The sequence below is a fragment of the Heyndrickxia sp. FSL W8-0496 genome (assembly GCF_038007825.1).
GTDB classification, from domain to species: domain Bacteria; phylum Bacillota; class Bacilli; order Bacillales; family Bacillaceae_C; genus Heyndrickxia; species Heyndrickxia oleronia.
In genome coordinates, this window is sequence record NZ_JBBOXX010000001.1 from 3,170,319 (window position 1) to 3,194,340 (window position 24,022).

28 protein-coding genes are annotated in these 24,022 nt (G+C 34.5%); all 28 read right to left on the reverse strand.

Annotated elements, in window-relative coordinates:
* Nucleotides 1-2: 2 nt before the first annotated feature.
* The 28 genes from flhB to topA all read right to left on the reverse strand — a co-directional run bounded on the left by flhB (nt 3) and on the right by topA (nt 23,922).
* On the reverse strand, nt 3-1,085 hold the full coding sequence (gene flhB, locus NST63_RS15965) for a flagellar biosynthesis protein FlhB (RefSeq protein WP_180212897.1): 1,083 nt from the start codon (nt 1,083-1,085) through the stop codon (nt 3-5).
* Nucleotides 1,085-1,858: a flagellar biosynthetic protein FliR gene (fliR, locus tag NST63_RS15970; RefSeq protein WP_212941830.1), complete on the reverse strand. Its 774-nt coding sequence runs from the start codon at nt 1,856-1,858 to the stop codon at nt 1,085-1,087. Before fliR ends, flhB begins: the two co-directional genes overlap by 1 nt.
* A gap of 4 nt (nt 1,859-1,862) precedes the next feature.
* Nucleotides 1,863-2,132, reverse strand: coding sequence for a flagellar biosynthesis protein FliQ (fliQ, locus tag NST63_RS15975; protein ID WP_058002664.1), 270 nt, complete (start codon nt 2,130-2,132; stop codon nt 1,863-1,865).
* Between the two features lie 29 nt (nt 2,133-2,161).
* Entirely contained in the window at nt 2,162-2,827 is a 666-nt protein-coding gene (gene fliP, locus NST63_RS15980; RefSeq protein WP_058002663.1) for a flagellar type III secretion system pore protein FliP, read from the reverse strand.
* Nucleotides 2,820-3,500, reverse strand: coding sequence for a flagellar biosynthetic protein FliO (locus NST63_RS15985; RefSeq protein WP_078110793.1), 681 nt, complete (start codon nt 3,498-3,500; stop codon nt 2,820-2,822). The genes fliP and NST63_RS15985 overlap by 8 nt, the downstream gene beginning before the upstream one ends.
* A gap of 25 nt (nt 3,501-3,525) precedes the next feature.
* Complete coding sequence (locus tag NST63_RS15990; RefSeq protein WP_058002661.1) at nt 3,526-3,888, reverse strand: response regulator; 363 nt, start codon at nt 3,886-3,888, stop codon at nt 3,526-3,528.
* A 20-nt stretch (nt 3,889-3,908) separates the two neighbouring features.
* Complete coding sequence (gene fliY, locus NST63_RS15995) at nt 3,909-5,093, reverse strand: flagellar motor switch phosphatase FliY (protein WP_341042911.1); 1,185 nt, start codon at nt 5,091-5,093, stop codon at nt 3,909-3,911.
* A complete protein-coding gene (gene fliM, locus NST63_RS16000; RefSeq protein ID WP_078110791.1) occupies nt 5,083-6,078 on the reverse strand; it encodes a flagellar motor switch protein FliM in 996 nt (331 codons plus the stop codon). The genes fliY and fliM overlap by 11 nt, the downstream gene beginning before the upstream one ends.
* A gap of 33 nt (nt 6,079-6,111) precedes the next feature.
* Nucleotides 6,112-6,537 carry a flagellar basal body-associated protein FliL gene (gene fliL / locus NST63_RS16005; RefSeq protein ID WP_078110790.1) on the reverse strand — a complete coding sequence of 142 codons (426 nt, stop codon included), beginning with the start codon at nt 6,535-6,537 and terminating at the stop codon, nt 6,112-6,114.
* Nucleotides 6,527-6,748, reverse strand: a complete 222-nt coding sequence (locus NST63_RS16010) for a flagellar FlbD family protein (RefSeq protein ID WP_071976706.1) — start codon at nt 6,746-6,748, stop codon at nt 6,527-6,529. The genes fliL and NST63_RS16010 overlap by 11 nt, the downstream gene beginning before the upstream one ends.
* A gap of 57 nt (nt 6,749-6,805) precedes the next feature.
* Complete coding sequence (flgG, locus tag NST63_RS16015; RefSeq protein WP_212941844.1) at nt 6,806-7,609, reverse strand: flagellar basal body rod protein FlgG; 804 nt, start codon at nt 7,607-7,609, stop codon at nt 6,806-6,808.
* A 77-nt stretch (nt 7,610-7,686) separates the two neighbouring features.
* The gene (locus NST63_RS16020; RefSeq protein ID WP_341042914.1) at nt 7,687-8,079 is read right to left on the reverse strand and encodes a TIGR02530 family flagellar biosynthesis protein; all 393 of its coding nucleotides are present in this window, start codon (nt 8,077-8,079) and stop codon (nt 7,687-7,689) included.
* Nucleotides 8,080-8,090: 11 nt separating this feature from the next.
* Entirely contained in the window at nt 8,091-8,615 is a 525-nt protein-coding gene (gene flgD, locus NST63_RS16025) for a flagellar hook assembly protein FlgD (protein ID WP_212941849.1), read from the reverse strand.
* A gap of 8 nt (nt 8,616-8,623) precedes the next feature.
* Nucleotides 8,624-9,958: a flagellar hook-length control protein FliK gene (locus NST63_RS16030; protein ID WP_341042917.1), complete on the reverse strand. Its 1,335-nt coding sequence runs from the start codon at nt 9,956-9,958 to the stop codon at nt 8,624-8,626.
* 29 nt (nt 9,959-9,987) lie between these two features.
* Nucleotides 9,988-10,587, reverse strand: coding sequence for a MotE family protein (locus tag NST63_RS16035; RefSeq protein ID WP_212941855.1), 600 nt, complete (start codon nt 10,585-10,587; stop codon nt 9,988-9,990).
* Nucleotides 10,588-10,596: 9 nt separating this feature from the next.
* Nucleotides 10,597-11,043 (reverse strand): flagellar export protein FliJ, encoded by a 447-nt coding sequence (gene fliJ, locus NST63_RS16040; RefSeq protein ID WP_071976677.1) that lies wholly within the window; start codon nt 11,041-11,043, stop codon nt 10,597-10,599.
* On the reverse strand, nt 11,040-12,365 hold the full coding sequence (gene fliI, locus NST63_RS16045) for a flagellar protein export ATPase FliI (protein WP_341042920.1): 1,326 nt from the start codon (nt 12,363-12,365) through the stop codon (nt 11,040-11,042). The genes fliJ and fliI overlap by 4 nt, the downstream gene beginning before the upstream one ends.
* Nucleotides 12,362-13,129 (reverse strand): flagellar assembly protein FliH, encoded by a 768-nt coding sequence (gene fliH, locus NST63_RS16050; protein ID WP_212941860.1) that lies wholly within the window; start codon nt 13,127-13,129, stop codon nt 12,362-12,364. Before fliH ends, fliI begins: the two co-directional genes overlap by 4 nt.
* Nucleotides 13,122-14,135, reverse strand: a complete 1,014-nt coding sequence (gene fliG / locus NST63_RS16055) for a flagellar motor switch protein FliG (RefSeq protein WP_058002648.1) — start codon at nt 14,133-14,135, stop codon at nt 13,122-13,124. The genes fliH and fliG overlap by 8 nt, the downstream gene beginning before the upstream one ends.
* Nucleotides 14,136-14,148: 13 nt before the next feature.
* Entirely contained in the window at nt 14,149-15,738 is a 1,590-nt protein-coding gene (fliF, locus tag NST63_RS16060; RefSeq protein WP_341042922.1) for a flagellar basal-body MS-ring/collar protein FliF, read from the reverse strand.
* Nucleotides 15,739-15,871: 133 nt separating this feature from the next.
* Nucleotides 15,872-16,186 (reverse strand): flagellar hook-basal body complex protein FliE, encoded by a 315-nt coding sequence (gene fliE, locus NST63_RS16065; protein WP_071976673.1) that lies wholly within the window; start codon nt 16,184-16,186, stop codon nt 15,872-15,874.
* A 22-nt stretch (nt 16,187-16,208) separates the two neighbouring features.
* Nucleotides 16,209-16,658: a flagellar basal body rod protein FlgC gene (gene flgC / locus NST63_RS16070; protein ID WP_212941865.1), complete on the reverse strand. Its 450-nt coding sequence runs from the start codon at nt 16,656-16,658 to the stop codon at nt 16,209-16,211.
* A gap of 2 nt (nt 16,659-16,660) precedes the next feature.
* Complete coding sequence (gene flgB / locus NST63_RS16075) at nt 16,661-17,053, reverse strand: flagellar basal body rod protein FlgB (protein ID WP_058002644.1); 393 nt, start codon at nt 17,051-17,053, stop codon at nt 16,661-16,663.
* Nucleotides 17,054-17,470: 417 nt separating this feature from the next.
* Entirely contained in the window at nt 17,471-18,250 is a 780-nt protein-coding gene (gene codY / locus NST63_RS16080; protein ID WP_058002643.1) for a GTP-sensing pleiotropic transcriptional regulator CodY, read from the reverse strand.
* A gap of 74 nt (nt 18,251-18,324) precedes the next feature.
* A complete protein-coding gene (gene hslU / locus NST63_RS16085) occupies nt 18,325-19,731 on the reverse strand; it encodes an HslU--HslV peptidase ATPase subunit (RefSeq protein WP_212942701.1) in 1,407 nt (468 codons plus the stop codon).
* 126 nt (nt 19,732-19,857) lie between these two features.
* Nucleotides 19,858-20,400, reverse strand: coding sequence for an ATP-dependent protease subunit HslV (gene hslV, locus NST63_RS16090; protein WP_212941867.1), 543 nt, complete (start codon nt 20,398-20,400; stop codon nt 19,858-19,860).
* A 144-nt stretch (nt 20,401-20,544) separates the two neighbouring features.
* Nucleotides 20,545-21,447, reverse strand: coding sequence for a tyrosine recombinase XerC (xerC, locus tag NST63_RS16095; RefSeq protein ID WP_212941869.1), 903 nt, complete (start codon nt 21,445-21,447; stop codon nt 20,545-20,547).
* Between the two features lie 399 nt (nt 21,448-21,846).
* Nucleotides 21,847-23,922 (reverse strand): type I DNA topoisomerase, encoded by a 2,076-nt coding sequence (topA, locus tag NST63_RS16100; RefSeq protein ID WP_071976671.1) that lies wholly within the window; start codon nt 23,920-23,922, stop codon nt 21,847-21,849.
* Nucleotides 23,923-24,022 lie beyond the last annotated feature (100 nt).

Below are 24,022 nucleotides of genomic sequence, written 5' to 3' on the forward strand. Positions count from 1 at the left end.
CACTAAATTTTATTTTTAATACGGTAGACATAAGCTAATATTTCTGCAACGATTTTGAAGAATTCTTCTGGGATCGTATCGCCAATTTCCGTCTGAGCATAAAGCGCTCTAGCTAATGGTCGATTTTCCACCATAATTACTTCATTTTCTTTGCCGATTTTTTTAATTTTTTCTGCTAAGAAATCTACCCCCTTTGCAATAACATAAGGTGCATCATGTTTGCTTTCATCATATTTCAAACAAATTGCATAGTGGGTAGGATTCGTTATAATAACATCCGCATTCGGAACCTCCTGCATCATTCTGCGCATCGCCATTTCTCTTTGTCTCTGTTTGATTTTCGATTTAATTAGTGGATCACCTTCAGAGTTCTTGTATTCATCCTTAATATCTTGTTTTGACATTCGAATATTTTTTTCAAAGTCATACCGTTGATATAAAAAATCAAAAACGGCTAGAAATAATAAGGCGATGGATGCGGCTAGTCCCATTTGTAAAACCAAATTGATAATAATCTTAATTGCTTGTCCAACCGTTTTATAAGACAAACTTAGGACTTCATCAATTTTCATCCATAAAACGATAAAGGTAACGACACCAACAAATGATATTTTTAAGATTGATTTTAATAATTCAACAATTGCCCGCATGGAGAAAATACGTTTAAATCCCTTAATTGGATCTAATTTTTCTAATTTAGGGGCAATACTCTCTGTCGAGAACATAAAACCAATTTGGGCAAAGTTTGAGGCAAACGCTGCGATAAAGGCAACAATCATGATAGGCCCTAATATAATCGCCACTTCTTTTAATACCTCAATAAGAATGTGCTGAATATTGTTTTCTGTTACATCTACCAACAGATAATGTTGAAATGTATACCGAAAAAAAATATAAATATGATTGCCAATAAAGGATGAACCAAACATGAGAAATAGAAAAACGGCTAACAGACCAACCGCAGTATTAATATCTTGACTTTTTGCTGTTTGGCCTTTTTTTCTAGCATCCTGACGTTTTTTAGGTGTTGCCTTTTCCGTCTTCTCTCCAGAAAAAAACTGTAAATCAAGTGAAATCCATTTCATCATGTACCACCTACTATTTTCATTACATCCCTCATCGTATAAAACATCAATTCAAATAAGCGTTGAGACACAGAAAAAATTACACCCATGACAATAATTAAAACGATAAAGCTTACAGCAATTTTCACCGGAAAACCTACTACAAAAATATTTAATTGAGGTACTGTTCTAGCAATAATACCGAGTGCAATATCTACTAAAAATAAAGAAGCAACTACCGGTATGGACATTTGAAAAGCAATCACAAACATTTTACTAAATGCCTTAATAATAAATTCGATTAAATCTCCATCGCCAAATGGGATTGCTTTATCAATGGGTATAAAGTTATAACTATAAAAAATTCCATCTAAAATAATATGATGACCATTTAGAGCAAGTAAAAGCAATAATGCAAAACTATATAAATATTGACCCATTAATGGACTTTGAGTCCCTGTTTGTGGATCAATAACATTAGCAATCGCAAAGCCCATTTGAAAATCTATAAATCCACCTGCAATTTGAATGGCTGCTAATATTAAATAAGCAATAAAGCCAATAAAGAGACCAACCATCGCTTCCTTAATAATAAGCATGAAATAATGAGCGTCAATTTCAAAGCCAGGTACGTCTAATGTATAATACATTAGCCAAGCTAATAGGAAGGCAAATCCAATCCGATATATAGCTGGTATCGTTCGATACGAAAATAAAGGCATTGTTACAAAAAAGGCTGACACACGAACAAATATTAATAAAAATACAGAGAAAGATGGTATAAGCTGTGCCATTCTATCAACCTACATACCTAGTTAAATTAGAAAAAATATCTGTTGCATAGGATAATAAGTGACTTAACATCCATGGTCCAAAAAACACAAGTCCAATTAAGACTGCAACAATTTTTGGAATAAAAGCTAAGGTTTGCTCCTGAATTTGTGTAGTAGCTTGAAATATACTGACGATTAATCCAACAATTAAGGCTACAAGAAGAAGCGGTCCAGCAACAATTAATGTAATATATATCCCTTTTTCAGCAAGGGAAATGACCATATCCGAATTCATTTTTCATTCTCCTTCTATGTTGAATACCGTTAAAAGCTTTGCAGCAATGATTTTACAACCAAATACCAGCCATCTACTAAAACAAATAGTAATATCTTAAAAGGTAAAGAAATCATAACTGGTGGTAGCATCATCATCCCCATTGACATTAAAATACTAGCAACAACCATATCGATAACTAAAAATGGAATAAATATCATAAAACCAATTTGAAAGGCGGTTTTTATCTCACTTAACGCAAATGCTGGTACTAATGACGTAATCGGAATATCTTCTACACTTTTTGGCTTATCTGCGTGAGAATATTCCAGAAACAGCTCCAAGTCTTTTTGCCTCGTGTATTTACTCATAAATTCCTTAAAAGGTACAGATGCCTTATCATAGGCTTCTTCAAGTGTAATTTTGTCATTGAACAGCGGTGTTAATGCTTGCTGATTCACCTCATTAAAGGTAGGTGCCATTACAAAAAAAGTTAAAAATAATGAAAGTCCAATGATTACCTGATTCGGCGGCATTTGCTGTGTTGCTAAAGAAGTACGCACAAAAGACAAAACAATAACAATTCTTGTGAATGATGTCATTAAAATCAAAATACTAGGTGCGAGCGATAATACAGTTAGAAGGAGAAGTAGCTTTACTGCTGCTGAAACATTATCAGGTGAACTATTATTAAAAAACTGCATAAATTCATTCATCTGTTTTGGACTCCTTCTTATCTAGCTTATTTAATGCTTTATTCCTTTCCTTTTTCATATGGGAAAGCTGATCTTTTAATATATTTTGAAATGAGTCAGCATGGTTTGCTTCCTCATTTTTTTTTCTATTTTTAATCCCATTTGCTAGTTTTGAAACCAAGTCTTTCGGCTCAAGTGATTGATTTAATTGATCTTCATAATAATGGATAAATTCATCCACTTCCTTCTGATTATCAATTTCCTTCAGCAAATGGATATCCTCTCCTACCCCTAAAATCAAGATTCGATTCCCTGCCTTAACAATTTGTAACGAACGGTTTCCACCTAAAGGTGTACCACCGAAATTTTGAATCATACGATTTTGTTGATAAGAACGACTTTTTTTATTAATAAATTTTAATAAGAAATATAAAAGTGCAACAACAAAAATTAGTGCGAAAATCATTTTGGCAACGTCCATAAAAGTTATAACCGAGCCATTCGTTTCTTTATTTGTTTCTATATTTTTGTCTTGTTTTTTCTCAATTACCTTATCTTCTGCTTTCTTTTCCTTAGAAGAAAAATAATCAGACACAGTACCATTGACCGACTCTGCATGGGCGACGATGTGCTGCCCATACAGAGGTGTCAATAGTAACAGGAAGATGATTATTTTCAAAAAATTCTTTTGCAACGTTAGCACACCTTCTTATCTACATTTAAGCAAGAGTTTTTTGGATTGCCTCAATAACACGGTCTGCTTGGAAAGGTTTTACAATAAAATCCTTTGCTCCCGCTTGAATTGCATCAATTACCATTGCTTGTTGTCCCATAGCAGAACACATAATAATTTTTGCATTTGGATCGAACTCTTTAATCTCTTTCAATGCTGCAATTCCATCTTTTTCTGGCATAGTGATATCCATTGTAACGAGATCTGGTTTTAATTCTTTATATTTTTCAACTGCTTGAGCGCCATCAGCAGCTTCTGCCACTACTTCAAATCCATTCTTCGTTAAAATATCTTTAATCATCATTCTCATAAATGCTGCATCATCTACGACTAAAATTCTATTTGCCATTTTTATTAACTCCCTTATCTCTATAATTTCTTAATTCTATCTCTTTGACTTAGTATATCTGTAATTCTGACACCGAAGTTTTCATCAATTACAACTACTTCTCCTTGTGCTACAAGCTGCCGATTCACAAGGATATCAACAGGTTCCCCTGCAAGCTTGTCTAATTCAATGATTGATCCAGTACCCAGCTCTAAGATTTCCTTTACGGACCTCTTCGTTTTACCAAGTTCAACTGTTACTTGGAGTGGAATATCTAGTAACATATTTAAATTTCTTGTTTCAGATGGTGCAAGCTGAACCTCTTCAAAACTTGAAAAAACGGCTGGTTGAACATTTTGCGCTTGATTCATATGGCCATTCCCAGTTTGATAGGTTTGCTGTTGTCTAGGCTGTGATTGAGGCATATCATATGAACTTGTCTGCATATGCATTGGTTCAACGGCTGGTTGTTCTATTTTTTGAGTATCACTCATCATAGTACTTTCACTTGGTTTTACAGCCTCTTCTGATTCACTATTATTAAATAGGTCCTCTACTAATCTCTTACCAAAATCTAATGGTAATACTTGCATAATGGAAGAATCAATTAAATCTCCCACCTTTAATCGGAAGGATATTTTTATTAACAAATCTTGAGCAGGTATTTTCTCTGCACCTTCACCTGCATTTAAATTTAGAAAATCGACGACAGGTGGAGAAATATCAACTCGTTTATTGAATACAGTTGACATTGATGTAGCTGCTGAACCCATCATTTGATTCATTGCCTCTTGAACTGCACTTAAATGGATTTCATCAAGTGTTGTTTCTTCGGTAATTTCTCCTGTTCCACCAAGCATTAAATCAGCAATGATTGAAGCATCCGATTGTTTAATCACAAGCATATTTATACCGGAGAATCCTTCTGTATATTTCACCTGGATTGCTACATATGGATGTGGAAATTCATCATTTAACTTTGATTGTTCAATAACAGATACGGTTGGAGTCGTAATTTCTACCTTTTGTGATAAAAGAGTTGATAATGCTGTTGCGGAACTACCAAATGATATATTCCCAATCTCTCCAAGTGCATCACGTTCCATAGATGTTAAATAATCATCTACAGATAATTTACTGTTTTCTTCAGTTTGTTCATTTTCTTCATCAGCTGTACCTCGTAGGAGCGCATCAATTTCATCTTGTGAGAGCATATTACTCATCATCGTCTCCTCCTTTCACTTCATTTAAAATTTGAATTGCCATCTTTTTACTACTTTTTCCAACCTGTGCATAATATTTTGGTATACCTTCTAATTTCACAATCACAGGCTCATCAATTTTCTTATCTAATTGGATGACATCACCCATTTGAATACTTAAAAAATCCTCAATTGAAATCTCCGCATTACCTAATTCCACAGCAAGTGGAATTGGCGCATGCTTAATTCTTTTCTCTATATTTTCAGCCTCGATTGGCTCTTTTTCTTTATTATTATTCTGCATCCAATAATGGACAGATAAATTAGGTATAATGGGTTCCAGCACAACATGTGGAATACAGAGATTAATCATTCCACTTATTTCACCCACTGTTGTGTTCATGGATATAACAACAACCGTTTCATTTGGTGAAACCATTTGTAAAAACTGGGGATTTACTTCGAAGTCTGCCAAAACAGGATTAATTTCCGCTATATTCCCCCATGCTTCTGTCAAATGTTCAAACGCACTTTCAAATAAATTTGACATAATTCTTTGTTCGATTTCGGTTAAATTATCAACCTTATTGACACTAGTTCCTTTTCCACCCATTACGAGATCCAGCATGGAATATGCAATATTTGGATTAATCTCCATTAGAATTCTTCCATCAAGTGGAGGTACATCAAATGAGTTCAAAATCGTCATTTTTGGTACAGATCGTATAAATTCTTCAAATGGAATTTGGTCTGCAGATGCTACCGTAATTTGTACATACGTTCGTAATTGTGCTGAAAAATAAGTGGTTAAGAGTCTTGCAAAGTTTTCATGAATCCTCGTTAAACTTCTAATCTGATCTTTTGAGAAACGTAAAGCTCGTTTAAAATCATATACTTTAACTTTTTTAGTCTCTTGTTCTTTCTTTATATCATCGGCATTCATTTCGCCTGTTGATAAAGCACTTAACAAGGCATCAATTTCGCTTTGTGATAATATTTCACCTGACATTTTATCCACCTCCCTTTTTTAAAAGAATTATTTTTATTGAACCACATAGGAGGTTATATAAATCTTGACGATTTTACCGTTTTGCATATATTGATCAACGGTTTTCTTCAAGTTATTTAAAAACTTTTGTTTGCCTTCTTTGCTATCTAAATCCTCAGAAGAAGTTTCAGATAGTTCATCAATCACGGCATCTTTCACTTGAAAATCTCTTTTTTCAAGTTCCTTTTTCGCTTTTTTGCTATCTGTTTCAATTTTTAAGGCAATTTTAATAAAATTATTGTTTTTTAAATTGGTCGTGATCTCAGGAACATCGACAGAGCTTTCAACGACTTTATCGATGGATGGGCCATTATTAGCACTTGTATGATCCATTTTATAAATAACAATAATTGCAATTGCTCCCGCTAATAAGATCACAAGTATAAGTGTGATCATTGTAGCCAACATCTTATTCTTCATGTTGGGCGACCTCCTGATTCATATTTCCTAACAAGTTGATAGAGTTATAAAATGCTAGAATTCTTTTTTCAATTTGTTCAATTGTTTCCTTTACAACGTACTTATGACCATTCGTTAATGTAATCGTTGAATCCGGGAATGCCTCAATCGTTTCAATATACAGGGCATTTAATAAAAATGACTTACCATTTAATCTGGTGAGGGTAATCATACTTTTACCAGTGGAGCAGACTGGCATATATCAGTCTGTCCCACTGTCCTCCTTATCTTATCGTTTTAAGTTAATGAGTTCTTGTAAAATTTCATCTGATGTTGTGATGATTCTTGTATTAGCCTGGAAACCACGCTGAGCAACAATCATTTCAGTGAATTCCTCAGAAAGGTCTACGTTGGACATTTCGAGGTAACCCGCATTCACAGAGCCGCATCCTTTATCACCGGCTTTAGCATCAATTGGATCCCCAGAGTTATTACTCTTTTGATATAAATTACCTCCAACCTTGGTTAAACCAGCTGGATTGTTAAATTTGGTAATTCTAATCGTTTTATCTGTTACTGTTTTCCCTTCATTTGCCACTCCTGAGATAACTCCGTTTGAATCAATAGAAAAACTTGCATAATCATCAGCAGATATAGTAATGTGATTTCCAGCTTCATCCAATACGAAAAATCCATCACCATTTACCAGATTTCCTTTTTCATCCAAATAAAAATTTCCAGCTCGAGTGTAATAGATTTTATTAGGATCAGTTCCTTCCTGAACTGCAAAATAACCATCACCATCTATAGCTAAATCTAGCGTTCTACCAGTAGTCTGCATACTTGATTGAGTATCAACAATATCAATTGTTGATAAAGTAGAACCCAATCCAACTTGCGTAGGATTTGTTCCACCACGGTTTGTACCTGCAGCACTAGCACCTGAAATCGATTGACTAATTGCATCCTTAAATGTTACACGACCTTTTTTGAAGCCGTATGTATTGACATTGGCGATATTGTTTCCAATTACGTCTAGTTTTGTTTGGAAGTTTTTCATTCCACTAATTCCTGAGTACATTGAGCGTAGCATGTATGATCATCCTTTCAAAGTTAGTTAGCTGTATCTGTCATTTAACAGCTAGACGACTTCCTCATCGGTCCAGTCGTTTAATTTACAATAATTGCACCGTTTATATTGGTGAAAATTTGATTGCTTGCTTCTTGTAAGTTCATTGCTGTGATCACTGTTTCGTTTTTTGCACTAACAATTAATGCTGCATTATTTACTATGACAAGAGATTCATTGACACCTTTCCTTTTTGCTTCGGATACTTTCAAACCAATCTTGTCCCATTGGCTAGCATTTATTTGAATGCCTCGCTGCTCTATTCTTTCACTAGCATGCTTACTAATCGTCAACTGATTAGTCTCATGGGATAGAGCTTGATTAAAATGCTGTGAAAAAGGTGTTTGAACTGTATTTAATTGTTTTGGAACTTGTACATTTGCTTTAGACGTAATTGGTTGTAATGGAACTTGACGATATATTGGCCTGTCCATTCAACCACTTCCTATTCTTTATTTTCGTTATCGGGCTCTGATGGTTCTTTGTTATCGTCACCCGTTTCTGGTGGGGTATTTGTCGATATTCCTACTTCAGAAATATTTGCTGGATCAAGCTCTGTTCCATCTTCTAATACAAACTTTACTGATCCATCCACGAAGCGAACAGTTTTAACTACTCCACTACCAGTAGTTGTTTCCGGTTTCCCATTTGGATCTTCACTTGCTGTAATCTTATGCCAAGTTACATTTTTTCCGACAAATTCAGAATAAGCGATTAATTGCGTTTGCTGCTGCATCCCAACTAAATTTTCTATCGATCTATTCATATTTGTCATTTGTTCTAAGGAAGAAAAAGTGGCCATTTGCGCAATAAAATCTTTATCCTGCATCGGATTTAATGGATCCTGATTTTGTAACTGAACCATTAGTATTTTCAGAAAATCATCTTTACCTAAAATATCTGACCCCGTTTTTCTTTCCGTCTTTTTAATACTTGAATATTGCAAACTTGGATCAATTGTATTTGCCATTTCATCACCTATATTTTCTCTTCTATTAAACTATCATTTAAAACCTCTGAGAATTGAACCTTGGATTTATCCTCTTTATTCTGCTTATTTTTTTCTTGTTCATCATGGAATGACTGTTGTTCAGCCTCTCCTTGATCAAACTTCTGTGCTTCAGTTTCACCGAAAACAACATCAAGCTTATCCACTTGAATATTTTGCTGTGTAAAAGCATGCTTTAATTGATGTAATTGTGAATCAAGGATATCTTTAGCCGCACTTGTAGTAGCAATCATTCTTGCTGTTAAGGCACCCTTATCTTGTAGTATTTCAATTCGTAATGAACCTAAATGTTCAGGGTACAGTTTAATCAATAACTTATTTGTACCATCGCCTTTAAAGAATTGAGATTTACCTAATATGTTCGTAAAATCCTTCACAAACTGTTCGTAGTTAACTGGCTTGGAATCTTGATTCACCTGTAAAACAAATTGTTCAATTTTTGAAACTTGTTGCATATGCACAGGATTGGTACTAATTGATTGATCTACAAACTGATTTCCTAGCTCTTGAACTTGAGTCTGACTTGTTATCATTTGGTTTTGCAATGGTTGAGGCATTCTTGGCTTTGCTATGAGTTTGTTATCTGACATTCCTTGGTCTAATACCTTTTGTTGTTGACTTAATACTTTATTAAAAGCATTTTCTAGTACGGTATTTTGATTGGGTCTTTCATTGTTGATGATTTGCTCTAGCTTTGTAATAACTGTTTCCATATTTTCTTTAAGGATACTCAAAGATTTCAAGTCATTTTTAGCTAGATCCATTTGCTGTGAAAGTGTTTCAACTGCTTTTGATGCATTTGCAGCAAATTGAAACAGATCCGGCTTTAATTGCTTGAATGATTCTTTTGGAAGATTAGCTAGTACCCCGAGCAACTTAGCTGTAGCATGTATAAACTCACCTGAACCAATATGTTCTTTTATAGTTTTTAACTGATTCACGTTTATTGGATTATTTCCCAGTAATGATAAAAGTTCATCCATTAACGTTCCAAATTGCTCTTTAAAATCATCTACTGAAATTCCCATAGCATCCGCTATTTGTTGTTCAGAAAGCTTTGAATCGTTTAAAAGTTCCAGACTATTACCTGTTCCGCTACTGCCACTCTTCAAAATGGTAAGAATATTATTGAATAGATCCATTATATTTACATCAATCTCTCCAGTAACTGATTCACCAAGACCATTTTGTGAGTTTAAAAGGCTATCAAATGCACTTTTAAATCCATTAGCTTGTTGGGCAACCTGACCTAGTTTCCCGTTTACAGGCATCAAACTTGCAACTTGCATGGCACCTATATTCACTTTTTCACCTCCCTTCATTTAAGAGTCACTTAATCATTTGTTTTTGCACTTAACATTTCAGTATATTTCGCCGCACGATCAGCTGGCATCTTTTCCATAATTTTGGCTAACACATCTGATTTTAAATTGGAAAGAATTTTTAATGCTTCCGGATCTGTCATACTAAGAATGATAGGTGCCGCACTCTTTGCGGACATCGATTCATAGGTTTGTACAATTTCTTGAAATGCCTTTTTATTTTGGTTCTGTATTTGTTTTAATTCATCGATCTCGTCTTCAAGTCTTTTTTGTTCAAGAAGCATTTGTTGTTTTTCATTATCTTGACTATCAATTTTAGATTGCAATTGAGTTAACTCAGTGTCCTTATTTTCAATTTCCGCTTGTAGATCGATGATTTTGTCTTCATATTCTTTTAGACTTTTCCCGCTAGTTTTTTCAACTTTAGAAGAAATAAAAGGAAGTTTGCCACTTAAATCCTTGGCTTTTTCAAATACATTCACACCAGCAAATTGGGCAACAATTAATGCAATCACGATTGCAAATAATAAAGGAATAAATATTACATATAGGAACCACTGAAATCTGCTCCTTGGTTGATCTTCTATTTTTTCTTTTACTTCTCTATCCATCCTTATCACCTAATTTCCAGTGTGATGAAAATAGCTTCGCGTTGAGATTTCATCTGCTTGCTTATTCTCTATTTCCTTTAATAAGTCTTGATATCTCTCGAAGTCTTTTTCCTTCATTTTTTCATATTTTTTCATTTCAATATTCTTTTCCTGTAGTTGTTGTTCACACCAATTCATTTGAGTCCGAGCATTTATTACAAGCTCTTGATAATGTTTAATTGAAATCTCCAAATTAGCAATAAAGCGTTGGTAATGTCTAATTTCTTGTACTTGAAATCCAGTTTGTAGTTTAGCTGCTTGAAATTCGACTAAATCTTCTTTTTTCTTTAACAATTGGTACAGTTCTTCAGCAACATTTTCAAAACGTTTCACAGCTTTTTGATAAGTAGCAAGGGCCTCATCTTTTTCACGTTCTTTTAATGTTAGTATCTTTTCAAATTTGTATTGATATTTCATACCCATTCCCCTTTATTCGCAAGCTGGATAATTGATTGAACACTTTGCTCCATCGTTATTTTTTCATCTGTACGTTGTTTTAAGAAAGAAATAATATTAGGGTATCTTTCAATAGCCTCATCGATTTCTTTTGAGGCGCCACGTTTATATGCTCCAATACTAATTAAATCTTCAGAGTGTAAATATGTACTTAATGTTTCCCTTACTTTATTTGCAGCCTCTTTATGCTCTTCTGAAGCGAGATGATTCATTAAACGACTAATACTTTTTAATATATTGATAGCTGGAAATTGACCTTTATTGGCTAGATTACGATCAAGAACAAAATGACCATCCAATATTCCTCTAACGGTATCAGCGATCGGTTCATTCATATCATCTCCATCAACTAATACTGTATAAAAACCAGTGATTGTACCTTTTTCATTTGTTCCCGTTCTCTCTAATAATTTCGGTAAGATAGCAAATACCGAAGGAGTATAGCCTTTCGTTGCTGGAGGTTCACCTACCGCCAATCCTACTTCCCGCTGTGCCATGGCAACACGTGTTACAGAATCCATCATAAACATGACATTAAGGCCTTTATCACGGAAGTATTCAGCAATAGCAGTAGCGGTAAATGCCCCTTTAATTCTCATTAGAGCTGGTTGGTCTGAAGTTGCTGCAATGACAATGGAACGGCTTAAACCTTCTGGGCCAAGATCCCTCTCGATAAACTCTCTTACCTCACGACCACGCTCACCAATTAATGCAATGACATTTATATCAGCCTTCGTATTTCTAGCAATCATTCCTAGTAGTGTACTTTTTCCCACGCCACTTCCTGCAAATATCCCTATTCTTTGTCCTTTTCCAACCGTTAATAAACTATCAATAGCACGAACTCCAACTTCTATCTCCTCTGAAATAGGCGGTCTTTTTAATGGATTCGGAGGACTTTGTTCAGTAGGAATTGATTTTAATCCCTTGGGTAAAACAGATCCATCCATTGGGTTGCCTAATGAATCAATGACCTTCCCGATTAATGTTGAACCCACCTTTACTTCAAGTGGTTTTGATGTTGCTTCAACTAAACTTCCAGGGGCAATATCTTGAATATCAGCATATGGCATTAGAATGACATACTCGTCCTTAAAGCCAACGACTTCGGCTTGAATTTTCCGATGGTGTTTTTTTCCGCCAACATGGATCCAGCAAACATCACCAATTGAGCTCTCCGGACCTAATGATTCAATCATTAACCCAACGACACGCTTTACTTTACCGTAACGCTTATATGTTTCCACTTCTGGAATAATCGAAAGAAGTTCTTCTGCCTTCATATTGTTTCACCCTCAACGAATTCCATTAACTTCACTTTTAATTCCGTCAGTTGACTATCTACACTTGCATCTACACGGCCATGACTTGTCTCTATCAAACATTGGAATTCATTTAATTCATCATTCGCGTAAACATAGCATTGCTGATTACTCGGAAATATTGCATCTAATTCATCCTTGCATTGAATGACAAAGCTATATTGTGTAGGATGTACAAGGATATGAACCTCTCTATGCTCTTTTACTTCCTTTAATGCTTCTTTAACAATGTTAAGGAATTTCTCTGGTTGTTCTTCTATCGTTTCGTGTAATATTCTTTCGGCAACCTTCATTCCCAAGTCTAAAATGACCTTTTCAGCTGATTCGATATATCGAACATATTCGCCTTTTAAATCAGCTGTCATTTGATTGACCATCTCTAATTGTCCATTATATTGTGCAAATCCTTGTTGTTGCCCTTCAGTTAAGCCTTGTTGAAAACCAATTGCTTTTGCTTCTTCGATTAACAAGGCTTTTTCTTCCTTCCACACTTGTTTTTCTTCTAAAGTTTGGTTTTTGATTAAAAGAGCTTCTTGCTCAGCTCTTTGAATGATTTCATGAGCCTGTTGTTGAAATTTTTCCAGTATTAATTTCTTCTCTTGCTCTAATGGATCTGTTTCATCAATTTCTTCAACTGGCTGAAGGCATGAAATATCTTTAATCCCTATCACTTTTGCTTTTATTTCACTCTGAACTGCGGTGCGTGATTTTATTATCTTAGACAATAATGTCATCTCCTCCACCACGAGCTATAATAATCTCTCCAGCATCCTCTAATCTACGGATTGTAGAAACAATTCTTGATTGAGCTTCCTCAACATCCTTCAAGCGAATTGGTCCCATATATTCCATTTCCTCTTTTAATGTTTCTACCATTCTCGTAGACATATTTCTAAATACTATATCCTTTACCTCATCACTAGATACTTTAAGTGATAATAATAAATCTTCATTTTCACAATCACGTATAACACGTTGAATCGAGCGATTATCAAGTGTAACGATATCCTCAAATACAAACATCCGTTTCTTAATTTCCTCAGCAAGCTCAGGATCTTGTATTTCTAGTGCATCTAAAATCGTTTTTTCTGTAGAACGATCCACTCCATTAAGCACTTCAACAACAGATTCAATTCCACCCGTTTGAGTGTAATCTTGGGTAACTGTCGCTGAAAGCTTTTGTTCTAATATGGTTTCAACCTCACTAATAATTTCTGGTGATGTACGATCCATAATAGCAATTCTACGAGCAATATCTGCTTGCACATCTTGGGCAAGTTCTGAAAGAATTTGTCCGGCCTTTTCAGGATCTAAGTAAGATAAAATTAAAGCAATTGTTTGCGGATGCTCATTTTGGATAAAGTTTAGAATCTGACTTGGCTCAGCACGTCTTGCGAAATCAAAAGGTCTAACCTGCAATGAGGAAGTTAGGCGATTGATAATAGTTGCTGCTTGTTCCGCACCTAAGGCTTTTTCAAGAACGGTTTTGGCATAGCCAATACCGCCTTGCGAGATATAATCCTGTGCTAGGGCAATATTGTGAAATTCATCAAGAATATCTTCTTTCGTATTAGAATCCACTTTTTTCACACCTGATATCTCTAATGTTAATTTTTCTATTTCTTCTTCTGACAAATGTTTATAAACTGACGCTGAAACATCAGGTCCAAGTGAGATAAGTAGAATAGCGGCTTTTTGCTTTCCTGTTAACCCTTTTTCTTTAATCGCCATTTTCCATCCCCCTTTAATCCTCTGATATCCAAGTTCTTAGTAATTTTGCAAATTCATCAGGTTTCTCTTTTGCCATTTTTTCAAGTTGTTTTTTCCGTAGAGTGCTTTCTGTTTCATGCTCTTCATTTACATCTGCAATTTGAATTGGTGTAGATTCGATCATTGGCTCTTCCATAAGTTCTTCCTCTTGCTTCTTCCGTCCACGAATCATCAAAATAATTAAAAGAACAATAACAAATAATAAGATTCCACCGATTAGGTATATCCACCAAGGTAATGATGAATCTGATTTTGTCCCTTGTTTCACTTTTCCAGTAAATGGTTGAACTGAGACAGCGATTTTATTTTGAAGTTCTTGATCAGTTAGATCTGTTCCTACATTTTTATCTATTGATGTACGAATAATCGTTGATAATATTTTTGTAATATCATCCTTTGTACTTTGCGGTAATGAATTAACATCCTTTGGATTCGGTGGCTCAACCATTACTTGAATGCCGAGATCTCTTATTTTATATGGACTTTCGGCAATTTGCTTATGAATTTTATTCACTTCATAATTGATTGAATCCTGGGTTTTTTCATAATCTCCATCAGAATCCCCATCAGTTTCTACATACGTGTTTATGGAATCATTAGGGTTTTCAGCTTGTGTAGTTCCCCCGGCAGCTGCACCTTTTCCTGAGTATGTTTCAGTAATCTTTTGGGCGCTTATTTCAATACCCTTCATATTTTCCTTATCGACTGGCTCGACTAAATCTTCTTCTCTGTTTTCTTGGGTGAAATCGATATCAGCTGATACACTAGCAACAATCTTGTCATAGCCCATCATTGTACCGAGCATAGATTGTACTTGTCTTTGAATATCTCTTTCAATTTGATGTTTTATATCCATCTGTTGAGTAAATGTATTTCCGGTTCCACTTTGATTATTCAAGTCAAAATACTCAAAATTTTGATTCATAATTACGATGTTATCATTTGGTAAATTAGGAACACTTTTTGATACAAGATTATATAAAGATTTAATTTGCGTTTCACTAAATTCATAGCCTGGCTTCGTCGTTAAGACAATTGATGCAGATGCTTCCTGACCACCATCACTCACAAAGATTTCCTTTTTAGGCATATTGATCATTACTTTAGCATCTTCTACACCATCTATTTCTTTCATTAAATTTGACAATTCCGTCTGCATTGCATCTAATTTTACGACATCAAATTCATTGTCGGTCATTCCAAATCCCGCATTCTGACTAAAAAAGGAATAATCGATACTTCCCGATTTTGGTAAACCTTCTGAAGCTAGTTCGATTTTTAATGTATCTACTTGCTCTTTTGGTACTTTAATTGTTTTTCCATTATCAGCGATCTCAGATTTAATTCCTTTTGAATCAAGATTCTCTTTAATGGATCCCGCTTCAGCTGCTGATAAATTGCTATATAACGGTTCCATTGTAGTTCTAGTAGAAAAATAACCGATTAATATAATGATAAGAATAATAAGTGCAATGGAGGAGATTCCTACAATTTTTTGCTTTTTCGATTTACTTTTCCAAAAATCACTTAATTTGTCTGAATAGCTTCTTAATTTCTCATTCATTACTATCCTCCAATTTTTGACCCCAATAAATTATTTCAATTGTTGAGCGTAAAGTAGGAATCTTCTGCATTCAATGCGCGAGAGTTCCTACGATACCATTTGGACAACTGGTTTACTTTAACTCAATAACATATTAAACTTGCATTCTCATTATTTCTTGATAAGATTCAACTACCTTATTTCTTACTTCTATCGCAGCCTGCAATGTTATGCTTGCCTTTTGCGCTGTAATCATCACTTCATGAAGATCGACATTTTCCCCTTTTGCCAATTTCTCTGTTAAAATATCCGATTGAATTTGTGATTGATTCACATCGGATATTGATTTCTTAAGAAAATCCGAAAATTTCACTTGAGATTGATAAGGTGTTGTAACTTGTTGACTATTTTTTTGTTCCAACGGACGTAAAAAACCTGTTGCAACCGAATTTATATTTTGAATAGACATATCGTCTACCTCCTAATCATTATTACTTTCCGATTTCTAATGCTTTCATCATCATAGATTTGGATGCATTAAATACCGTGACATTTGCCTCATATGAGCGAGTGGCACTCATAAGATCAACCATTTCTCTCAATGGATCTACATTAGGGAGACTCACATATCCATCCTGGTTTGCATCAGGATTTTCAGGGTCATACACTAATTTGAATGGTGTATCATCCTCATTAATTTTCGTTACTTTTACACCACCACTTACATTTCCACCACCCATGGCAGATTGTAAATGAGAGGAGAATGAATTATTTTTTGGCTCAAGAACAACTGTTTTTCGACGATATGGTTGCCATTGGCCATTTTCAAATGTTGCTCTAGTAGTATCAGCATTTGCCATATTCGATGATATAACATCCATTCGTAATCGTTGTGCCGTTAATGCAGAAGATGTTATACCCATGCCACTAAACATTGACATTACTATTTCCCTCCTCTAATAACCGTTTGTAGTGTTGAGAATTTCCCATTAATCCGATCTGTTAGCGCATTGTAATAAATTTGATTAGTAGCTAAATCAGACATTTGCTTATCCACATCTACACCATTTCCATTTGAGTTATATTGAATATTTTGTTGTGTTACAATCGCTGAATTACTTTCTATATTCTGAAACTCAAAGTGTCGAGGATCTGTACGTAATGCACCAAATGATTGATTTAATTCATTTTGAAATACTTTCTGGAAACTAACGTCCTTGGGTTTATAATTTGGTGTATCCACATTTGCGATATTGTCCGCTATCGTCTTTTGTTTCAAAGAAGAATAATCTAGTCCCCGTTCTAATGTAGTAAACGTATTAGAAAATAATTTCAACTTTTACACCTCTTACTTTTTTACTAGACATAATCCGATTTAATACGACAAACTCTTTAAAAACTATTATTATTTTAATGGTAAAAAATCACACTGTCTATGCAATTAGTAGATTTTTCATAAAAAATCACCATTTTTTCTTTTTTATAGGACTTTAGTTCCATAAAAAATCAGGTCTTAATTTGTCAATTTTTTTGCTCATGAGATTTATTTTATCAAGTGGATTATCATTTCTCTAGTGGATTTTAATGGAAAAAGTCGACTGAATATTTGTATAATAATGGAAAACGGAAGGGACTTAAGTTTTGAGGATTTAGGCTAATCTCTGGAAATAGATTAGTCAAAATGACATTATATAGAAATAACAAAACCGCCAATAATGAATTATTGGCGGTTGCATTTTGTCGAAAACTATCATTAATTAGATTTTAATTTTTCTAATTCAACAAGGAATTTGTCATTTAATACTTTTATATATGTTCCCTTCATTCCTAGTGATCTAGATTCAATTACACCAGCACTTTCAAGCTTACGTAGAGCGTTAACGATTACGGAACGAGTAATTCCTACGCGATCCGCAATTTTAGAAGCAACTAGTAAGCCCTCTTTACCATTTAGTTCTTCAAAAATATGCTCAATAGCTTCTAACTCACTGTAAGATAGTGAGCTAATTGCCATTTGTACAACTGCTTTACTTCTTGCTTCTTCTTCGATTTCTTCTGATTTTTCACGAAGAATTTCCATTCCTACTACAGTAGCTCCATACTCAGCTAAAATTAAATCGTCATCATGGAATTTTTCTTGTAAGCGAGCAAGAATTAATGTACCTAATCTTTCTCCTCCACCAATAATTGGAACAATTGTTGTTAAACCGCTTTGGAATAATTCCTTATTCTCAACAGGGAATGCTGTATATTCACTATTTACATCCAAATTAGAAGAAGTTTCATTAATATTAAATAAGCTATTTGTATATTCTTCAGGGAATTGACGATCCTCTAACATTTTTGTCATACGCTCATTTTCAACTAATTGGTTAATTGCAAATCCTAATAATTTTCCACGACGACTAACTACAAAAATATTCGCCTCAATCACGTCACTTAATGTTTGAGACATTTCTTTAAAATTCACTGGTTTACCTGCTGCTTTTTGAAGCATCGCGTTAATTTTTCTTGTTTTGTCTAATAAATTCATTTTTATTTCCTCCTATAATCTCATACAATTGTTTAATATGTCCCTACCGATAGGCATGCTAATAGCTCTAGAACCTAAAGGATAAACTGACTTAGATCTTTATTTTGTGAAATGGCACTTAGCTTTTCATCCACATACTGTGGGGTTATACTAATCCGTTCTAATGTGATGTCTGGCGCTTCAAAGGATAGATCTTCAAGAAGCTTTTCCAAAATCGTATGCAGCCGTCTCGCCCCAATATTATCAGTATGTTGATTAACTTCGTAAGCAATTTCAGCTATTCTAACAATAGCATCGTCAGAAAATTCAATTTGTATACCTTCAGTTTCTAATAATGCAATATATTGCTTAGTTAAAGCATTATCCGGTTCAATTAATATTTTTACAAAATCTTCAACAGTTAATTTCCCTAGTTCTACACGGATTGGAAAACGTCCCTGTAATTCAGGAATTAATTCAGATGGCTTCGCCATATGAAAGGCACCAGCAGCAATAAAAAGAATATGATCTGTTTTAACGGAACCATATTTTGTTACAACTGTAGAACCTTCCACAATCGGAAGAATATCTCTTTGCACTCCTTCTCTAGAAACATCTGCTGAAGAAGAACCATTACTTTTGCTAACTATTTTATCGATTTCATCAATAAAAATAATACCTGCTTGTTCTGCACGTACAACCGCTTCCTGAGTAACCTCATCCATATCAATTAACTTCTGAGCTTCGTCATTCGTTAATACGATTCGTGCTTCCTTAACAGTAAGCTTACGCTTTTTCTGTTTCTTAGGGACTAAATTACTGAATGCATCCTGCAAATTCATCCCCATCTGCTCCATACCAGAACCTTGAAGCATATCAAACATAGATGGTTGCTGCTCTTCAATTTCCACTGTTACTATCTCTTGTTCTAATTCACCATTTGCTAATTTTTCTTCAATTATCTTACGTTTTTCCTTCATTGAAACATCTTCTGCTTGTTCCTCTTCATGATCATCTGTTTGATTATTACCGCCAAAAATCATCTCAAACGGATTCTTCGTACCTGAAGATTTCTTTTTTGAAGGAACAAGTAAATTTAATAGCCTGCGATTTGCATTCTCTTCCGCTCTTCCTTTTACTTGAGCGACTTTTTCTTCTTTGACAATACGAACAGACGTTTCAACTAAGTCCCTTACCATAGATTCGACATCACGACCAACATAACCAACCTCAGTAAATTTTGTAGCCTCGATTTTAACAAAAGGGGCACCAACCAATTTGGCCATACGTCTAGCAATCTCTGTCTTCCCTACACCAGTAGGTCCGATCATTAATATATTTTTCGGAATAATCTCATCCTTTAATTTATCATCTAATAAACTTCGACGATAACGATTCCTTAATGCAACAGCTACAGCTCTTTTTGCATCTTTTTGACCTACAATATATTGATCAAGTCGATCTACAATTTGCCTTGGGGTTAAACTCATCGCTTTATTCATATTATTCGTCAAATAAGTTCACTCCTTATTGTTCAGGTTAGGATGTATTCGTATAGCTTATTACTATAAGACCGTTTACTACTAATAATCATTTGTTTACAAAAATTTATCTGTAAAGACTAAACCTCATAGCTCTTCCACAATAATATTTGTATTCGTATATACACAAATGTCCGCTGCAATATCCAAAGAGGCCTTTGCAATTTCTTTAGCAGTCAAAATATCTCCAGCATGCTGCTTTAAAGCTCTTCCTGCTGAAAGTGCATAATTACCTCCGGAACCGATTGCTAATATCCCATCATCAGGCTCAATCACTTCTCCAGTACCTGAGATTAAAAGAATTTGCTGTGCGTCCATCACGATCAGCATTGCTTCGAGTTTGCGTAAAACCTTATCGCTTCTCCATTGTTTAGCAAGTTCTACAGCAGCTCGAGTTAAATTACCGTTAAACTCCTGGAGCTTTCCTTCAAACATTTCAGATAATGTAAAAGCATCTGCAACCGAACCAGCAAAGCCAGCAAGCACTTTGCCATTAAATAATTTTCTAACCTTTTTAGCTGTATGTTTCATTACAACCGCATTTCCAAAGGTTACTTGACCATCTCCAGCCATTGCACTTTTTCCTTTATGCTGAATAGCAAATATCGTTGTGGCATGAAAATCTCCCATACGAACACCTCCATAATTAATGCAAAAGCAGTTCCTAAACATATAGAATATCGAATAAGCTTTTATGCTTTTCATTCGTGATAGTGCGATAGAAACATGGATCCAATTTATTTTTATATTTTTACTAATCAATATTACATGATGTTAAGCTCTTGGATGGTGAGACAAATAGGTTTTTCGCAAATGCTCTTTTGTGACATGGGTATATATTTGTGTAGAAGACAAATTTTCATGTCCTAAAAGTTCCTGCACAGTTCTCAAATCTGCCCCGTGATTTAATAAATGTGTTGCAAATGTATGTCTTAACATATGTGGATGCATTTTTCCAGTTAATGCAGCTTTATTGATTAAATCATTTAAAATGTATCTTATGCCTCTTTCTGTTAAGGGGGTGCCCCGAAAATTTACAAAGAGATACTCATGGTTATCTTTGTTTTTCATTAGCTTATGCCTTGAATGATCTATGTAATTGCATAATGCTCTATTCGCGAAATCACCAAATAACACAATTCTCTCTTTCTTCCCTTTTCCCCTAACCAGTATCGTATCAAACTCAAGATTAATATCTTTCAATTGAATACTCGCACATTCACTGACACGGATTCCCGTTGCATATAGTATCTCAAGTAATGCCAGATTTCTTACATCTAAAGCTGAATCACCTTCACAGGCTTGAAATAACTTTTCCATCTCTTCTTCATAAAAGAATTTCGGTATTTTTAATTGTCGCTTTGCTTGGGAAAGGAAAACAAATGGATTTTCTTTTACTATTTGTTCCCTCATTAAAAATTTATAAAAGCTCCGCAAACTTGAAATTTTCCGAGCCAAGCTAGGCCTGCTGTATTCTTTTTCAAAAAGTGTTGTTAAATACAGGCGGGCATCAAAATATTCAACATTCCCAAGTTCTGTTATACCTTGTTCATTCATGAACAAATAAAAGTGCTCAATGTCTTGCCGATAAAACTTAACCGTATACTCTGAATAGTTCCTTTCTATTTGAATATACTCCATAAAAGCATAAAGACAAGCTTCTAAATTTTCATTCATCTTAACACCTCACAAAGGCTACTAAATATTATCACAATTTAGTAGCCCTTGCAATGAATGTTACAAATTTTTCACAAAGTTTTGAATTGTTTATAATTCATTCTATAATAACTTGTTTTAAAACAAGAATAGCAACAGCTGCATAAAACATAAATCCCTATTTCAAACCATCCATCTAAATAATTCGACAATATTTTCATTTGATCCCCTAAAGCATTTTACAATACTAATCGAAAGAAATAAAGTAATAGTATATATTTTTTATAAAAAATTAATATAAGTATAATAAATAGGTCCTATTACAGGTTGAAGACCGACCGTCCCCGTCATTTTAATAAAAATACATGAAAATATAAAAGAGTGGGTATTTAATCCCACTCTAATCTCAAGTAAATGATGTTATTCAACTGTCTTTTCTTTATAATCACAATTGGTACATTGAACCTGTACACCCTTCTTCAACTTTTTCTCCACTAATAAATGATCACATTTAGGACATTTTCTTTCGATCGGTTTATCCCAAGATAGAAAATCACACTCCGGATATCTATCGCATCCGTAGAATATTCTTTTCTTTTTACTTTTTCTTTCAATAATATTTCCCTCATTACATTTAGGACATGTAACTCCAATCTCTTTTACAATTGGTTTTGTATTTCTACAGTCGGGAAAATTACTACAAGCCATAAACTTACCATAACGTCCCATTTTGAACACCATTGGACTGCCACAGTTTTCACAGTCCTCACCGGCTTCCTCATCCTTAATCTCAACCTTTTCCATTTCAGCTTCGGCTTTTATAAGATTTTCATGGAATCCTTTGTAAAATTCATCAATGATCTTAACCCATTCAATTTTACCCTCTTCTATCTCATCGAGATTACTTTCCATTTTCGCAGTGAACTCGACATCTAATATTTCCGGGAAAAATTCCATGATTAGCTCTAATACTATTTCTCCTAATTCAGTAGGAATAAATCGTTTATTGTCCAAGGCAACGTAACCTCGTTTTTGAATGGTATCTAGAGTTGGTGCGTAGGTTGAAGGGCGTCCTATGCCCAATTCTTCTAATGTTTTCACTAAACGTGCCTCTGTATATCTTGGAGGTGGTTGTGTAAAATGCTGTTTAGGATCAATTTCCTCAGAAGTGACTTGATCTCCTTTCTCCATTTGAGGGAGAAAATTCTCTTTTTCTTCTGTTTGGTCATCTGTTCCTTCAACATACACCTTCATAAATCCAGAAAATTTTAGTTTAGATCCATTTGCTCTAAAAATAACATCTCCATTTAATAAATCGACACTCATTGTATCCATTATGGCCTGAGACATTTGACTTGCAACGAAACGTTCCCAAATTAATTTGTATAACCTTAATTGATCACGACTTAAATATTCCTTTAATGAGCTTGGTTCCCGCAATGTACTTGTTGGACGGATTGCTTCGTGAGCATCTTGTGCATTTGATGCTTTTTTATCCTTACGTTGTTCGGAGCGGGTATATTCTTTTCCATATTGGCTTTCAATATAAGAGAACGCTTCCGCCTGGGCAATTTCTGAAATACGGGTTGAGTCCGTTCTCATATAGGTAATTAAACCAACTGTCCCTTCTTTTCCTAAATCAATTCCTTCGTATAACTGCTGCGCTAGCATCATTGTTTTTTTCGCCCTAAAATTTAATTTACGTGCTGCTTCCTGCTGCAAGGATGATGTAGTGAAAGGAGGTGCAGGGTTCCGTTTTCTTTCCTTTTTAGATACAGAATTAACGGTAAATTCTTTCCCACTAATTTTTGAAAGAATATTTTTTACCTCAGCCTCGGAATGAAGGGATAATTTTTTCCCATCCACTCCATAAAAAGAACCCTGAAAATTTTCTTTTCCTTTTTTAAAATCTGCAACAATCGTCCAATATTCTTCGGGTTTAAAGTTTTTAATTTCATTCTCACGATCAATAATTAAACGTACGGCGACTGATTGTACCCTCCCCGCACTTAAACCTTTTTTTACTTTCTTCCATAAAAGAGGGCTTATATTATAACCGACTAAACGATCCAATATCCTTCTTGCCTGTTGGGCATCTACTAAATCTGTATTTATTGGTCTAGGGTGTTTAAATGATTCTTTAATTGCATCCTTCGTTATTTCATTAAAAACAACTCTGCAATCTGAGTGAATATCCAAATCTAAGCTATGTGCTAAATGCCAAGCAATTGCTTCACCTTCACGATCAGGATCGGCTGCAAGATATATTTTCTTCGCTTTTTTAGCAGCTGTCTTTAATTCTTTTAAGACAGGTCCTTTTCCTCTAATTGTTATATATTTCGGTTGAAAATTATGCTCTGTATCCACACCCATTTGGCTTCTAGGTAAATCCCTAATATGGCCCATAGATGCTTTAACCTTATATTTTTTTCCTAAATATCTTTCAATCGTTTTCGCCTTAGCTGGCGATTCCACGATAACCAAGTACTCTGACATTAAGAAGCCTCCCAGAGGTTTTCATTATTTTTTGTTATAGTTTAAAGGGTAGAGTCGCTAGCTATCTCGTTATTTTAAATTCAGTAAATTTAGCTTCCGA